The organism is Streptomyces sp. NBC_01306, assembly GCF_026340465.1.
Taxonomy (GTDB): Bacteria; Actinomycetota; Actinomycetes; order Streptomycetales; family Streptomycetaceae; genus Streptomyces.
In genome coordinates, this window is the sequence record NZ_JAPEPC010000001.1 from 6600057 (window position 1) to 6613257 (window position 13201).

Sequence of the window (13201 nt, forward strand, 5' to 3'; positions counted from 1 at the left end):
GTCCGGGTACCCGTGCCGTGGTACCCCTCGCAGGTCGTTAAGACCAGGAGGCCTCCGCCATGACTGCTCACCGCATTCCGCTCTCCCAGCTGGAGCGTGGCATCCCCTTCGAACAGCGCCACATCGGGCCCGACGCGGGGGCCCAGGCCAAGATGCTCGCCCATGTCGGTTACGGATCGCTCTCGGAGCTCACCGCGGCCGCCGTCCCCGAGGTGATCAAGAGCGCCGAGGCGCTGAACCTCCCGGACGCGCGCACCGAGGCCGAGGTCCTCGCCGAGCTGCGTCTCCTCGCCGACCGCAACCAGGTCCTCGCCCCGATGATCGGGCTCGGCTACTACGGCACGTTCACACCGCCGGTCATCCTGCGCAACGTCATGGAGAACCCCGCCTGGTACACGGCGTACACGCCCTACCAGCCGGAGATCTCCCAGGGGCGCCTGGAGGCGCTGCTGAACTTCCAGACCGTTGTCGCCGATCTGACGGGCCTGCCCACCTCGGGCGCATCGCTGCTGGACGAGGGCACCGCGGCAGCCGAGGCGATGTCCCTCGCGCGCCGCGTCGGCAAGGTCAAGAACGGTGTCTTCCTGGTCGACGCCGACGCCCTTCCGCAGACCGTCGCGGTGATCGAGACGCGCGCCGAGCCTGCCGGTGTCGAGGTTGTCGTCGCCGACCTCAGCGACGGCATCCCGGCCGAGGTGGCCGAGCGCGGCGTCTTCGGCGTACTGCTCCAGTACCCCGGCGCCTCCGGCCGGGTCCGGGACATCGCGCCCGTCATCGAGCAGGCGCACGAGCTCGGCGCCGTCGTCACCGTCGCCGCCGACCTGCTGGCGCTGACGCTGCTCACCTCGCCCGGCGAGCTGGGGGCGGACATCGCGGTCGGTACGACCCAGCGGTTCGGTGTCCCGATGGGCTTCGGCGGTCCGCACGCCGGGTTCATGGCCGTACGTGAGAAGTTCGCACGCAGCCTGCCGGGGCGGCTCGTCGGCGTCTCCGTCGACGCCGACGGAAACAAGGCGTACCGGCTGGCCCTGCAGACCCGTGAGCAGCACATCCGCCGCGAGAAGGCCACCAGCAACATCTGCACCGCGCAGGTGCTCCTTGCCGTGATGGCCGGGATGTACGCGGTCTACCACGGCCCGGACGGCCTGCGTGACATCGCCCGGCGCACCCACCGGTACGCGGCGATCCTCGCCGAGGGGCTGCGCGCCGCGGGCGTCGACGTTGTGCACGGCGAGTACTTCGACACCCTCACCGTACGGACAGCGGGCAAGGCCGCCGAGGTCGTCGCCGCTGCCCGCGAGGGCGGGGTCAACCTGCACCAGGTCGACGCCGACCTGGTCTCCGTCGCCTGCGACGAGACCACCACGCGCACCCAGCTGGCCGCCGTCTGGGCAGCCTTCGGCGCCGATGGCGACATCGAGGCGCTCGACGGGCGGACCGCCGACGCGCTGCCCGCGGGGCTGCTGCGCCAGGACACCGTCCTCACCCACCCGGTCTTCCACCAGCACCGTTCCGAGACGGCGATGCTGCGCTACCTGCGCAAGCTCGCCGACCGCGACTACGCGCTGGACCGCGGCATGATCCCGCTCGGCTCCTGCACCATGAAGCTCAACGCCACCACCGAGATGGAGCCGGTCACCTGGCCCGAGTTCGGTGCGATCCACCCCTTCGCCCCGGTCGAGCAGGCGCAGGGATATCTGACGCTCATCCGCGAGCTGGAGGAGCGGCTGGCCGAGGTCACCGGATACGACAAGGTCTCCCTCCAGCCCAACGCGGGCTCGCAGGGCGAGCTGGCCGGTCTGCTGGCCGTGCGCGCCTACCACCGGGCCAACGGCGACACCGCACGCACCGTGTGCCTCATCCCGTCGTCGGCGCACGGCACCAACGCCGCCAGCGCCGTGATGGCCGGGATGAAGGTCGTCGTCGTGAAGACCCGCGAGGACGGCGACGTCGACGTCGAGGACCTGAACGCCAAGATCGAGCAGTACCGCGACGAGCTGTCCGTGCTGATGGTCACCTACCCGTCGACCCACGGGGTCTTCGAGGAGCACATCACCGACATCTGCGCCGCCGTGCACGACGCGGGCGGTCAGGTGTACGTCGACGGCGCCAACCTGAACGCACTGGTCGGCCTCGCCAAGCCCGGCAAGTTCGGCTCGGACGTCTCGCACCTCAACCTGCACAAGACCTTCTGCATCCCGCACGGCGGCGGCGGCCCCGGTGTCGGCCCCGTCGGCGTACGGGCCCACCTGGCGCCGTACCTTCCCAACCACCCGCTCCAGCCGGCCGCCGGCCCCGCGACGGGTGTCGGTCCGGTCTCGGCCGCCCCGTGGGGCTCGGCCGGCATCCTGCCGATCTCCTGGGCGTACGTACGTCTCATGGGTGGCGAGGGGCTCAAGCGGGCGACGCAGGTGGCCGTGCTGGCCGCCAACTACATCGCCAAGCGCCTCGAACCGCACTACCCGGTGCTGTACACGGGCCCCAAGGGGCTGGTCGCGCACGAGTGCATCGTCGATCTGCGGCCGCTGTCGAAGGCGACGGGTGTGAGCGTCGACGACATCGCCAAGCGCCTCATCGACTACGGCTTCCACGCGCCGACGATGTCGTTCCCGGTGGCCGGGACGCTGATGATCGAGCCCACCGAGAGCGAGGACCTGGCGGAACTCGACCGGTTCTGCGACACGATGATCGCGATCCGTGCCGAGATCGAGAAGGTCGCTTCGGGCGAGTGGGCGGCGGACGACAACCCGCTGTGCAACGCCCCGCACACCGCGGCGGCGCTGGGCGGTGAGTGGACCCACGCGTACACCCGCGAGGAGGCCGTCTTCCCGGCCGGCGTCTCGCCCGCCGACAAGTACTGGCCGCCGGTGCGCCGGATCGACGGGGCCTTCGGCGACCGCAACCTCGTCTGCTCCTGCCCGCCGCTGGACGCGTACGACAACTGACGGACATGCGGGAGGGCCGGTTCGGGGATGTCACCCGGGCCGGCCCTTCGTCGTCTGTGCCAGTGCTGTCGCTGTGGCTGTGCAGTTCTGTTTCTGCGGACGTAACAGGGTCAGGCCGCGGTCGCCAGTCCCGAACCCAGGGGGCGGTGCGGCGCGATGATCTGGCCGTCGGGCAGCAGTTCACCGGTGTCCTCGAAGATGAGAACGCCGTTGCACAGCAGACTCCAGCCCTGCTCCGGATGGTGCGCGACGAGGAGCGCGGCCTCCCGGTCGGCGGAGGTGGCAGACGGGCAGGTGGGCTGGTGCTGGCACATGGATGCGTTCTTTCGCTGCGTTGTAGTGAGTGTCCTGCGGCTCGATGCGGATTTCATGGCCGCCCCCCGATCAGTCGGTGATCCCAGTGTTGCCCTACGGACGTCAATCCGCAGGTATTTCACGGCAGCACTTGCTACAGCATAAGGACGCATCACCCGTGCGGACGGTTCAGCTCAACTTGACTGCCTGTTCGGGTGGTTCGGAGGTGGCCCGACCGGGCTAGACCGGATGGGCAGGAAGAGCGCCGCGCCCCGCGACCTGATGTGGTCACGGGGCGCGCGGTGGTGCTCGGCAGCTGTCAGGCGGAAGAGCTGAGCAGCGGGGGTGACAGCCTCATCGTCATCACCGGGAGCAGCTCCGACACCCGGTGCGGGCGGTGCGCGGCGATGCCGGGCGGTGCGGGTGCGAGGGGCACCAGCAGGTCCGTGGGGGCCGGCATCGTGCCGGAGACCGAGGCGTCGGCGCCGGTGTCACCGTGCAGCCACAGCGTCAGCATGTAGAGCTCGGGCACGGACAGCAGCCGGGGCTGGAACGGTGTGTCCATCGCCTCGGCCCGGCGCAGCGCGCTTCCGGTGGCGGTCGCGTACGGGCCCTCGAAGAAGTGCGAGAAGGTCCAGCCGTCGGCGGTGAGTGTGGTGTCCGCGGCGGCCACGGCGCGATCGCCGCTGCGGATCAGGAAACGCCAGCCGGTGAGCCGGGTACGTGGGGTCCCGCCGCTCGGCATGATCTGGTCCAGTACGTAAACAGGAAGGGGCAGTTCGGGGGTGAGCGGCCCCGGGGCGGAGCGGAGAGCCGGGGTTCGGGCCTCGCGTACGGCAGTGGGGGAGCCGAGTGCCGCGAGGACGCTGCGCAGGGCCGGCGCGGGAGCCGGAGGGACATACAGCGGCATGATGTGGTCGCCTCTCACTTCGGAGACACGTTGATGCGTGGGCTGTGCGGACAGCACTGTCAGCAGGCAGGGGCAGAGGGGGGCCGTGGGGCGTGGAGGGGTACCGCACTCTCCGGGGGCCGGGGCGCCAACTCTCTGCCTCGTCTGCGGAGTTTATACGACACGTGTTCACGCGGGGTTTCAACTAGCTGACGCGGATATTGCAAACAAGTTGCTATTCGGTCTTTCTCCTGCGGAGATTATCCCGGTTTAGCGTAGGCGCGCTCCTGTGGCCTCACGGTTCCCCGTGCGAGTGGTCGGCCGAAAACCGTCGGTCGTTTTCATCGGGTCACGGAGTCGCACAGGCTTGGAAATTGCACCGGGCGTCTGCCCGGCGAATGTGCCAAATGTCATGTGCCACACGTCATCTTCTCGTCACCTTACTCGCTCCGGAATCCGGGCGGGGGGAGTTACGGATCACCGGGTGTGGGCATTATCGACCGTGACCCGGGCGGCCGTTGCCGCCGCACACGCGTGGAGGGGTGCCCCGATGGGGGAGAAGCTGGAGGCGGACGGTGTCGATCCGTCGGGCAGGCAGCGGTACCGGAGGAAGCTGCAGCAGTGTCTGGAGGTACTGGAGAGACTATTGGAGGAGAAGAGGTTCGACCGCCCGAGAAATCTCATGGGGATGGAGATCGAACTCAATCTCGCGGGCGCCGACGGCATGCCCCGGATGATGAATGCCGAGGTACTCGACCGCATCGCGAGCCGTGATTTCCAGATGGAACTCGGGATGTTCAATCTCGAAGTGAATATTATCCCGCACCGGTTGGGCGGCCGTGTCTTCGACCAGCTCGCCGAGGAGCTCCGTACCGGTCTCGCATACGCGCACAGAAAAGCGGCCGAAGTCGACGCGGGGATCGTGATGATCGGAATCCTGCCGACGCTGGAGCTGCAGGATCTCGGCGCCGCGAACCTCTCGTCGGCCGACCGCTACACCCTGCTCGACGATCAGATGCGCGCGGCCCGCGGTGAGGACTTCGACCTCGACATCACCGGCGTCGAACGGCTGACCTGTTCCTCGTCCTCGATCGCGCCCGAAGCGGCCTGTACCTCGGTGCAGTTGCACCTGCAGGTCACCCCGGCGCGGTTCGCCGATGTGTGGAACGCGGCGCAGGCCGTCGCCGCCGTGCAGGTCGCGCTGGGTGCCAACTCGCCGTTCCTGTTCGGCAAGGAGCTGTGGCGGGAGTCCCGGCCCCCGCTCTTCCTCCAGGCGACCGATGTGCGCCCGCCGGAACTCCGGGCCCAGGGGGTGCGGCCGCGTACCTGGTTCGGTGAGCGCTGGATCGACTCGGCGTACGACCTCTTCGAGGAGAACCTCCGGTACTTTCCGCCGCTGCTGCCGCTGTGCGACGACGAGGACCCGCTGCGGGTGCTCGACGACGGCGGGGTGCCGGGCCTTCAGGAACTCGTCCTGCACAACGGGACCGTCTACCGCTGGAACCGCCCGGTCTACGACGTGGCCGACGGCGTGCCGCATCTGCGGGTCGAGAACAGGGTGCTGCCCGCCGGCCCCACCGTCACGGATGTGATGGCCAACGCGGCCTTCTACTACGGGTTGGTGAGGGCGCTCGCCGACGACTCCCGCCCGGTGTGGCGCCGGCTGCCCTTCGAGGCCGCCGCGCGCAACTTCGACGCGGCCTGCCGGTACGGGATCGACGCCGAACTGGAGTGGCCCGGGCCCGGGCGCTCAGGTGGCGTCACGGCGGTGCCCGTGGTGCGGCTCGTCAGGGACGAGCTGCTGCCGCTGGCCGCCGCCGGGCTCGACGCCTGGGGGATAGAGGCCGCGGACCGCGACCGCTGCCTGGGTGTCATCGAGGAGCGGTGCAGGCGCCGTACGAACGGCGCATCCTGGCAGGTGGACACGTTCCACCGGGCGCTGGAGACGGGGCTCGGGCGGCGCGAGGCGCTGGCGCTCACCACCCGGCGGTACGCCGAGCTGATGGCGGGCGGCGAACCGGTGCACTCCTGGCCGGACGGTGTTCCGGCAACCGCGAGGGCTCGCGGGCGGTGAGCGCGCCGGGGACGGTGACGGCTCGCGGGCGGTGAACGCGCGGCGGGGCGCTGCCCGCCGATGCCCGGCCGGCCGGTCAGCGCCCGGTCGGTGCCCGGTCAGCGCCCGCCGACCGCCATGACCGCTTTCAGCAGGACCGAGTTGATCTGAGAGGGGTCGCTCACCTGGTACCCCGCGCCACCCGTCGCCCTGGCGACCTGCTCGACCTCGGTCCTGTCCGTGTCGGGGCCCACCGCGATCATGATGAGCGGCACGGGGCGCTCGGGATCGGTGAGCTCCCGGAGCTTGGCGATCAGGGCGCTGCGGGAGATGCCGTGGTCGTCCTCGTTGACGCCGTCGGTGAGCACCACCACCGCGTTGAACTTCCCGCGGGCGTAGGTCTTCCGGGCATCCTGGAACGCCGCCAGCGTGGTGTCGTACAGACCGGTGGCGCCACCTGGCACGGGCCGCAGCGCGGAGAAGGCCGCGGCGAGCCGGTCGCGCTGGGTCCCGCCGCCCCGGGCCGGACCGCCGAGGCGGACCGTCGGTACGCGCTTGCGGTAGTCGCGCGTTCCGTCGAGGTGTGTGGCGAAGTCCCAGAGCCCGATCTCGTCCTCCGGCGTGAACTGGTCGAGGGCCTTGAGCAAGGACGCTCTGGTGATGTCCATCCTGGTCTGCCCGCCCTTTCCCGGCACCGGGGTGGACATCGAGCCCGACGCGTCGACGACGGTGGTCAGCCGGGCACTCTGGACCGTGATGGTCCACATGCCGAGCGTCTCGTCGAGAACGTCCTCGGACGGCGGCTCCGGGGAGGCGTCGGTGTACGGCTGCGGGGTGCGCCCGCCCGCCGCCTCGACCCGGCTCGTCGTCGCGGGACGGTCCGGGATCCTGAAGCCCTGCCGGTCCAGCACGGTGCGGCTGACGCCCTCGCCGAGATAGGTCATGAACCGCATCGCTGCCCGGCTCTGATCGGTGGTCAGCGCCGCCTCGTCGACCACTGTGTACGGGTAGTCCAGCTGGGGTGTGCCGTCCTTGGGGTAGAAGAGCCGCAGCTTCCGGGCGCCGCCCCGCGACGTGTTGTGCGCGAAGGCCGCCTGCTCGGACAGGACCAGGGCCTGGTTGCGGTGGGGGTCGTCCTTCTCCGTACCGGACCCGTCCTGCGCGAGTGTGGCGAGCACCTTGGAATCCGCGTCCGAGATGCGCCGGGACAGCACCTTGGCGGTGGCGGCGACCTGGGTGTCGCCACTCGCTGCCTGGCCCGGTGACTGGGCGATGCTGCTGAGGGCGAGCAGCCCGGTGGCGCTGCGGGCCGGGTCGGCCGCGCCGATATGGATCTTGCCCGAGCCGGTCGCAGCCGCGGTGAGCCCGGCCCAGGTGTAGGTCTTCTCCGGCCAGCCCAGCGCCTTGGCGGCCGAGGGCACCATGGCCAGGGTGACCGGGGACTCCGCGATGCTGGACGCGGGTGTGAGCGGGACGTTCTCGCCGGTGTCCTGGGCCCGGTCCACCCATGCCCCGGAGTCCGGCAGCCATATCTGGTACCCCGGCTCGGCGCTGCTGGTGCCCAGATCGTGCGCGACCTTGTACGAGTCGCGTGCTGTGACCGTGATGTCCAGGCACTGGCCGTCCGACTGCACATGGTCCTCGCGGGCCCGCTCGGCAGCCGTGCGTACGGCCGGGGTGATATCGGGCGATGCCACCATGCGCAGTTTCACCGCGGAGCCGTGGCAGGGACCGGAGAGCCCGAACACGCCGCGCTCGACAGCCACGCCCGTGCCCGCTGCCGCACCGAGGACGAGCACGGTGGCGATGGCGACGGTACGACGCCGCCGTGCACCGGAACGGGGCCGGGTTGCCGGTGCCGTGAGGTCATCGGGCAAGCTGTGACGTCCCATGCGGTGGTGCTCCTCCCCTGAAGGACGAACAAGGAAAAGGGGGAGCGCGCCACCGAATTGGCGCCCGTCCCCCGGCCTGTCGTGCACGATCTTCGTACCTGTATTCGAGACCCTAGTGGCACGGTGGTGGGGATGAGGCGCGATTGGCCAACTGGAGGCAGGTGTGCAGGCGGAGGGCGAGCGCGTGGCTGATTTTGTTCCCACACAGGGGGTGCCGCAGCGGTTCTTGCGGTCCGAGACGGTGCTGGTACTCGCACTCTCGCTCGGCGCGAGCGGCGTTTCGGCACTGATCAGCTTTATCGGGGCACTGACGAAACCAGGAGGGCTCAAACACCAGGCCGCCAATCTCAACGGGTCGTACGCGCCGGGGCGGCCATGGCTGGATCTCGCCTGGCAGCTCTTCGGGATCGCGACGGCCCTGGTGCCGGTCGCGCTGGTGGTGCATCTGCTGCTGCGCGAGGGGTCGGGCCTGCGTGCGATCGGCTTCGACCGGACACGGCTCCGGGCCGATCTCGGCCGTGGGGTACTGATCGCGGCGGGGATCGGCAGTGTGGGCCTCGCTTTCTATCTGGGCGCGCGGGCCACCGGGTTCAACTTGACCGTGGTGCCGGAGTCGCTGCCCGATGTGTGGTGGAAGATCCCGGTACTGATCCTCTCGGCGGTGCAGAACGCCGTACTGGAGGAAGTCATCGTCGTCGGGTATCTGCTGCGCAGACTGGGGCAGTTCGGGTGGACCCCGATCGCCGCTCTGGCGGCGAGCGCGGTGCTGCGCGGTTCGTACCACCTCTACCAGGGGGTCGGCGGGTTCCTCGGAAATGTGGCGATGGGCGTGGTGTTCGTGCTGCTCTACCGGCGGTGGGGGCGGGTCGGACCGCTGGTCGTCGCGCACTCGCTGCTCGACATCGGGGCGTTCGTCGGATACGCGCTGCTGGCCGGGAAGGTGGGGTGGCTGCCCACCGGGTGAGCGGCCACCCCACTGCGGATCGGCGCTGCGGCGGCCGGCCCTCTCGCGGTGCTGCGACGGATGGCCCGTCCCGGCGCTGTGAGGGGGCCGGCCGTCCTTCTCAGACGTGCAGTTCGCCGTCGATGACGGTGACCGCGCTGCCGGTGAGCAGCGTCCGGTCGCCGCGCAGTGCCGTCCGTACGAGACCGGAGCGGGCCGAGGCCTGGAGGCCCGTCAGGTCGTCGCGGCCCAGCCGGGCCGACCAGAACGGGGCCAGTGCGGTGTGCGCGCTGCCGGTCACCGGGTCCTCGTCGATGCCGACGCGGGGGAAGAAGCAGCGCGACACGTAGTCGTAGCCGAGCGAGGGGTCGTCGGCCTCGGCGGTGGCGATGATGCCCCGCCGGGAGTGGGCCTTCAGCGCCGCGGAGTCGGGCGACAGTGAGCGGACCGTCTGCTCGTCGGCGACCTCGACGAGCAGGTCCCCGATGTGCGGCCCGGTGTCCCTCACCCCGGTGATCCGGGCCCCGAGCGCCTCACTGAGACCGGCCGGGACGGCTTCCTCGGTGAGCTGCGACGTGGGGAAGTCCAGCGTGATCGCGCCGTCCTCGCGGGCCGTCGCGGTGAGCAGTCCGCAGCGCGCCGCGAAGCGGACGGTGCCGGTCGCCGCGCCCGATGTGTGCAGGACATGGGCGGTGGCCAGGGTGGCGTGGCCGCACATGTCGACCTCGGTGGCCGGGGTGAACCAGCGCAGCGCCCAGTCGGCCTCGCCGCCGGCGGGCAGCGGGTGGGCGAATGCGGTCTCGGAGAGGTTCACCTCCGCCGCCACGCTCTGGAGCCAGCCGTCGTCCGGAAAGGAGTCGAGGAGCAGCACCCCGGCCGGGTTGCCGGCGAAGGGGCGGTCCGTGAAGGCGTCGACGATTCGTATGCGCATGGGACAGACCGTAGGCGCGGGGCAACACCGCAGGCCAAGGCCACTCGCGGGGGAGTGGCCCGGAAAAGATTGCTAAACGAACAGTCCCGATATATCGTTGACGCATCGCGACAGATCAACGATGTAAGGAAGTGAGTGCGATGCGTTCCCATGGACACGCACACGGACATGGACACGGCGGCCCCGGCCGTCACGGCGGGGACTTCGAGGAGCGCCGCGGCGCCTTCGGGTCGTTCGGTCCGCCGTTCGGCGGCCCGTTCGGCGGGCGCGGCGGCAGAGGCGGACCCCGGGGGAGGGCGCGCCGCGGTGACGTACGCGCGTCGATCCTGGCGCTGCTCAAGGACCGGCCGATGCACGGTTACGAAATGATCCAGGAGATCGGCGAGCGCAGCGGCGGGGCCTGGCGCCCGAGCCCCGGCTCCGTCTATCCGACGCTCCAGCTCCTTGAGGACGAGGGGCTGATCGCCAGCGAGAGCGAGGGCGGCAAGAAGCTGTTCACGCTCACGGAGCCGGGGCGCACGGCGGCCGACGAGGGTCCGGACGCTCCCTGGGAGGGGGCCGGACGCGGCGGTGACTGGGAGACGGTGAACGAGATCCGTCAGGCCGGCTTCGGTCTGATGGAAGCGTTCGGCCAGGTGTTCCGGACGGGTACGCCGGAGCAGCGCAAGAAGGCGATGGCCGTGATCAGCGAATCCCGGAAGAAGCTCTATCTGATTCTGGCCGATGAGGATGAGGACTGAGACCGGTCCAGCGACCGAGGCGGCGCCCCCACGGACATCCGTGGGGGCGCCGCTGTCGTACGGGGCCTGCCGGGCTCAGGTCACCAGGCCGGCGAGTTTGCGCAGGGACTCCTGGAGTGCGGCGGTCGCCGAGTCCTTGAGCTTGCCGGCCATCAGCGACACGGCGGCCCCCGTGAACTCGCCGTCGATCCGGACCACAGTGGCGTCGCCCTCCGGGGTGAGCGAGTAGCGCATCGCGAGGCTGACACCCATCGGGCCCTTGCCGCGGGTGACCAGCAGGGCCCCGGGCGTCAGCTCGTCGACCGTCCAGTTCACCTCCGCGGGGAAGCCCATGAGCTTCATGTTCTCCTCGAAGGTGGCCCCCACGGCGAGGTTGGCCGGGCCGCCCTTCGGGAAGCTGGTGTGTGTCGCGTTCCACTCGCCGTACGCGCTGAAGTCGGTCAGCTGGGACCAGACCTTCTCGGCCGGTGCTTCGATCCGAGCCTCGGCGCTGACTTCGGCCATGCGACCACCCCTTCTCGTCGGGTTGTGATGTCGCGGAACGTAGCCCCTGGGCCCGGAACATTCAATACTGATGAACCGTCAGGTCTCATCGGCCGGTCCGCGGGTGGACGGAGGGGCGGGCCGGGGGAGCCCGGCGTGTGCGGACACAGCGGCCCGGGTGTGCGGACACAGGGGGGCGTGCGCCCGTTTCGCGCGCAATCGCCGTCTCATCCGTAAGGAGGAGAGTCCCGGCGGGCGTGCCCAACTTCCGTCGGACGGGTAAATGCTCCCCGGCGGGGATGTTCCGGGCGCGGGTGGCTGATGAGCTGGGAGATGTGCATAGCCCTACCCAGCCGGACGACCAGCCCGCCCCGTCCCGAGCCGACATCGAAGCCAGGCTCACCGTGGAACTGGCGACGGTCGTGGCGGGCGCACGCCGGCGTGCGCTGCGTGACGGCGACCGGCAGATCGACACGGCCCATCTGCTGCACTCGGTGATCGAGACCGACCCCGAGGTGCGGGCAGCCTTCGAGGGCGGCCCCCAGGTGGCCAGGGTGCTCGGCTATCTCGTGCAGCGCAGCATCGGCTACGGGCTGCGCTGGCAGGGGTCGGTCGAGGACTCGGGGGCCGTTCCGGTGGTGACCGAGCCCGGGGTGGCGGGCTGGTCGCCTGCCGCTGTCGCGGCCATGGAGGGCGCCCTGGAGAGAGCGGGGAAGGACGGGAACCGGCGGGCGAGCGGGCTCGATCTGCTGGCCGCGCTCGCCCGCGACCGCGAGTGCCGCGCCGTGGAGGTGCTGGGCCGCGCAGGAGTGGACGCGGAGTTCCTCGCGGGGCGCCTGGAGGGCGGCATCCGGCAGACCCGTCGGTGGTGACGCGCCCGATCCCACCTGCGATGATGTGCCGATGCGTGCGTCTCGGGGAAAGAGCGTCGGCCTGGGACTCGCCCTGGTGTCGGCCTTCGCGTTCGGTGGATCGGGTGTCGCGGCCAAGCCGCTGATCGAGGCGGGTCTCGACCCGCTGCAAGTGGTCTGGCTCCGGGTGGCCGGGGCCGCCCTGGTGATGCTGCCCGTCGCCTGGCGCCACCGCGACCTCGTACGGCGCAGGCCCGCGCTGCTCATCGGCTTCGGACTGCTCGCCGTCGCGGGCGTCCAGGCCTGCTACTTTGCGGCCCTCTCCCGTATCCCGGTCGGTGTCGCCCTGCTGGTCGAGTACCTGGCGCCCGCGCTCGTCCTGGGCTGGGTCCGGTTCGTGCAGCGCAGGCCGGTGACGCGCGCCGCCGCCCTCGGGGTGGTGCTCGCGGCCGGGGGGCTCGCCTGTGTGGTCGAGGTCTGGTCCGGGCTGAGCTTCGACGCGATCGGGCTGCTGCTCGCGCTGGGCGCCGCCTGCTGCCAGGTCGGCTACTTCGTCCTGTCGGACCACGGCGGCGACGGCGACGACCGGACCGACCCGCTGGGCGTCATCGCGTACGGACTCCTCGTCGGCACGGCCCTGTTGACGGTGGTCGCCCGCCCGTGGCGGATGCACTGGTCACTGCTCGCGAGTCAGGCGGACATGAACGGGACGCGGGTGCCCGCCTGGCTGCTGCTCGGCTGGATCGTGCTGATCGCCACCGTCGTCGCGTATGTCTTCGGCGTGGTCTCGATCCGCAGGCTCTCCCCGCAGGTGGCCGGGGTGGTCGCCTGTCTCGAAGCGGTCATCGCGACCGTGCTCGCCTGGGTGCTGCTCGGGGAACATCTCTCCGCGCCGCAGATCGCGGGCGGGGCGGTGGTGCTGATCGGTGCGTTCGTCGCCCAGTCCTCGGCGCCGAAGCCCCCTTCGGGCCCGGTGGCGGGCGCAACTCCCGCCGTGGGGGCCGAGTTGCCCGCAGCGGAGCGGAGCGCGAACCCGTGAACGAGGCCTTCGGCTAGGGTTTGGCCATGCATCTCACCGTACTGCCGCCCCCCGCTGCATAGCGCGGGCGGCCGCATCCACTGACGGAGACCGGGCTCGGGTTGTTCCCGAGCGGCTCGTCGCTGCCCGCGCACGGAGTTC

11 protein-coding genes are annotated in these 13201 nt (G+C 70.7%); 6 read left to right on the forward strand and 5 right to left on the reverse strand.

Annotated features, from left to right (window positions below; all coding sequences use genetic code 11):
* Nucleotides 1-59: 59 nt before the first annotated feature.
* Complete coding sequence (gene gcvP, locus OG385_RS29215) at nt 60-2945, forward strand: aminomethyl-transferring glycine dehydrogenase (RefSeq protein ID WP_266859164.1); 2886 nt, start codon at nt 60-62, stop codon at nt 2943-2945.
* Between the two features lie 110 nt (nt 2946-3055).
* Here gcvP and OG385_RS29220 read toward each other — a convergent pair whose 3' ends face one another.
* Together OG385_RS29220 and OG385_RS29225 are read right to left on the reverse strand one after the other, a co-directional pair.
* Nucleotides 3056-3259 carry a DUF5999 family protein gene (locus OG385_RS29220; RefSeq protein ID WP_323183871.1) on the reverse strand — a complete coding sequence of 68 codons (204 nt, stop codon included), beginning with the start codon at nt 3257-3259 and terminating at the stop codon, nt 3056-3058.
* 299 nt (nt 3260-3558) lie between these two features.
* The gene (locus OG385_RS29225) at nt 3559-4149 is read right to left on the reverse strand and encodes a hypothetical protein (protein WP_266859166.1); all 591 of its coding nucleotides are present in this window, start codon (nt 4147-4149) and stop codon (nt 3559-3561) included.
* Nucleotides 4150-4678: 529 nt separating this feature from the next.
* On the opposite strand from OG385_RS29225, the gene OG385_RS29230 reads away from it, so the two are divergent.
* Nucleotides 4679-6202 (forward strand): glutamate--cysteine ligase, encoded by a 1524-nt coding sequence (locus OG385_RS29230; protein ID WP_266859167.1) that lies wholly within the window; start codon nt 4679-4681, stop codon nt 6200-6202.
* 98 nt (nt 6203-6300) lie between these two features.
* Here OG385_RS29230 and OG385_RS29235 read toward each other — a convergent pair whose 3' ends face one another.
* Nucleotides 6301-8073, reverse strand: a complete 1773-nt coding sequence (locus OG385_RS29235) for a substrate-binding domain-containing protein (protein WP_266859169.1) — start codon at nt 8071-8073, stop codon at nt 6301-6303.
* Between the two features lie 184 nt (nt 8074-8257).
* On the opposite strand from OG385_RS29235, the gene OG385_RS29240 reads away from it, so the two are divergent.
* On the forward strand, nt 8258-9037 hold the full coding sequence (locus OG385_RS29240; protein ID WP_266859171.1) for a CPBP family intramembrane glutamic endopeptidase: 780 nt from the start codon (nt 8258-8260) through the stop codon (nt 9035-9037).
* Between the two features lie 100 nt (nt 9038-9137).
* Here OG385_RS29240 and OG385_RS29245 read toward each other — a convergent pair whose 3' ends face one another.
* Nucleotides 9138-9947, reverse strand: a complete 810-nt coding sequence (locus OG385_RS29245; protein ID WP_266859173.1) for a PhzF family phenazine biosynthesis protein — start codon at nt 9945-9947, stop codon at nt 9138-9140.
* Between the two features lie 140 nt (nt 9948-10087).
* Here OG385_RS29245 and OG385_RS29250 point away from each other — a divergent pair, with 140 nt between their 5' ends.
* Nucleotides 10088-10687, forward strand: coding sequence for a PadR family transcriptional regulator (locus tag OG385_RS29250; protein ID WP_266859175.1), 600 nt, complete (start codon nt 10088-10090; stop codon nt 10685-10687).
* Between the two features lie 75 nt (nt 10688-10762).
* On the opposite strand, the gene OG385_RS29255 is transcribed toward OG385_RS29250, so the two are convergent.
* Entirely contained in the window at nt 10763-11191 is a 429-nt protein-coding gene (locus tag OG385_RS29255) for an SRPBCC family protein (RefSeq protein ID WP_266859177.1), read from the reverse strand.
* A gap of 278 nt (nt 11192-11469) precedes the next feature.
* On the opposite strand from OG385_RS29255, the gene OG385_RS29260 reads away from it, so the two are divergent.
* Both OG385_RS29260 and OG385_RS29265 read left to right on the forward strand, forming a co-directional pair.
* Nucleotides 11470-12042: a Clp protease N-terminal domain-containing protein gene (locus OG385_RS29260; protein ID WP_266861250.1), complete on the forward strand. Its 573-nt coding sequence runs from the start codon at nt 11470-11472 to the stop codon at nt 12040-12042.
* Nucleotides 12043-12073: 31 nt separating this feature from the next.
* Nucleotides 12074-13060 (forward strand): DMT family transporter, encoded by a 987-nt coding sequence (locus OG385_RS29265; RefSeq protein ID WP_266859178.1) that lies wholly within the window; start codon nt 12074-12076, stop codon nt 13058-13060.
* Nucleotides 13061-13201 lie beyond the last annotated feature (141 nt).

What these genes read in the sequence shown, in the direction of transcription:
- gcvP (WP_266859164.1), top strand. Translation starts at nt 60, where the DNA reads ATGACTGCTCACCGCATTCCGCTCTCCCAGCTGGAGCGTGGCATCCCC.
- OG385_RS29235 (WP_266859169.1), bottom strand. Translation starts at nt 8,073, where the DNA reads ATGGGACGTCACAGCTTGCCCGATGACCTCACGGCACCGGCAACCCGG.
- OG385_RS29230 (WP_266859167.1), top strand. Translation starts at nt 4,679, where the DNA reads ATGGGGGAGAAGCTGGAGGCGGACGGTGTCGATCCGTCGGGCAGGCAG.
- OG385_RS29245 (WP_266859173.1), bottom strand. Translation starts at nt 9,947, where the DNA reads ATGCGCATACGAATCGTCGACGCCTTCACGGACCGCCCCTTCGCCGGC.
- OG385_RS29225 (WP_266859166.1), bottom strand. Translation starts at nt 4,149, where the DNA reads ATGCCGCTGTATGTCCCTCCGGCTCCCGCGCCGGCCCTGCGCAGCGTC.
- OG385_RS29255 (WP_266859177.1), bottom strand. Translation starts at nt 11,191, where the DNA reads ATGGCCGAAGTCAGCGCCGAGGCTCGGATCGAAGCACCGGCCGAGAAG.
- OG385_RS29265 (WP_266859178.1), top strand. Translation starts at nt 12,074, where the DNA reads ATGCGTGCGTCTCGGGGAAAGAGCGTCGGCCTGGGACTCGCCCTGGTG.
- OG385_RS29250 (WP_266859175.1), top strand. Translation starts at nt 10,088, where the DNA reads ATGCGTTCCCATGGACACGCACACGGACATGGACACGGCGGCCCCGGC.
- OG385_RS29220 (WP_323183871.1), bottom strand. Translation starts at nt 3,259, where the DNA reads ATGTGCCAGCACCAGCCCACCTGCCCGTCTGCCACCTCCGCCGACCGG.
- OG385_RS29260 (WP_266861250.1), top strand. Translation starts at nt 11,470, where the DNA reads ATGTTCCGGGCGCGGGTGGCTGATGAGCTGGGAGATGTGCATAGCCCT.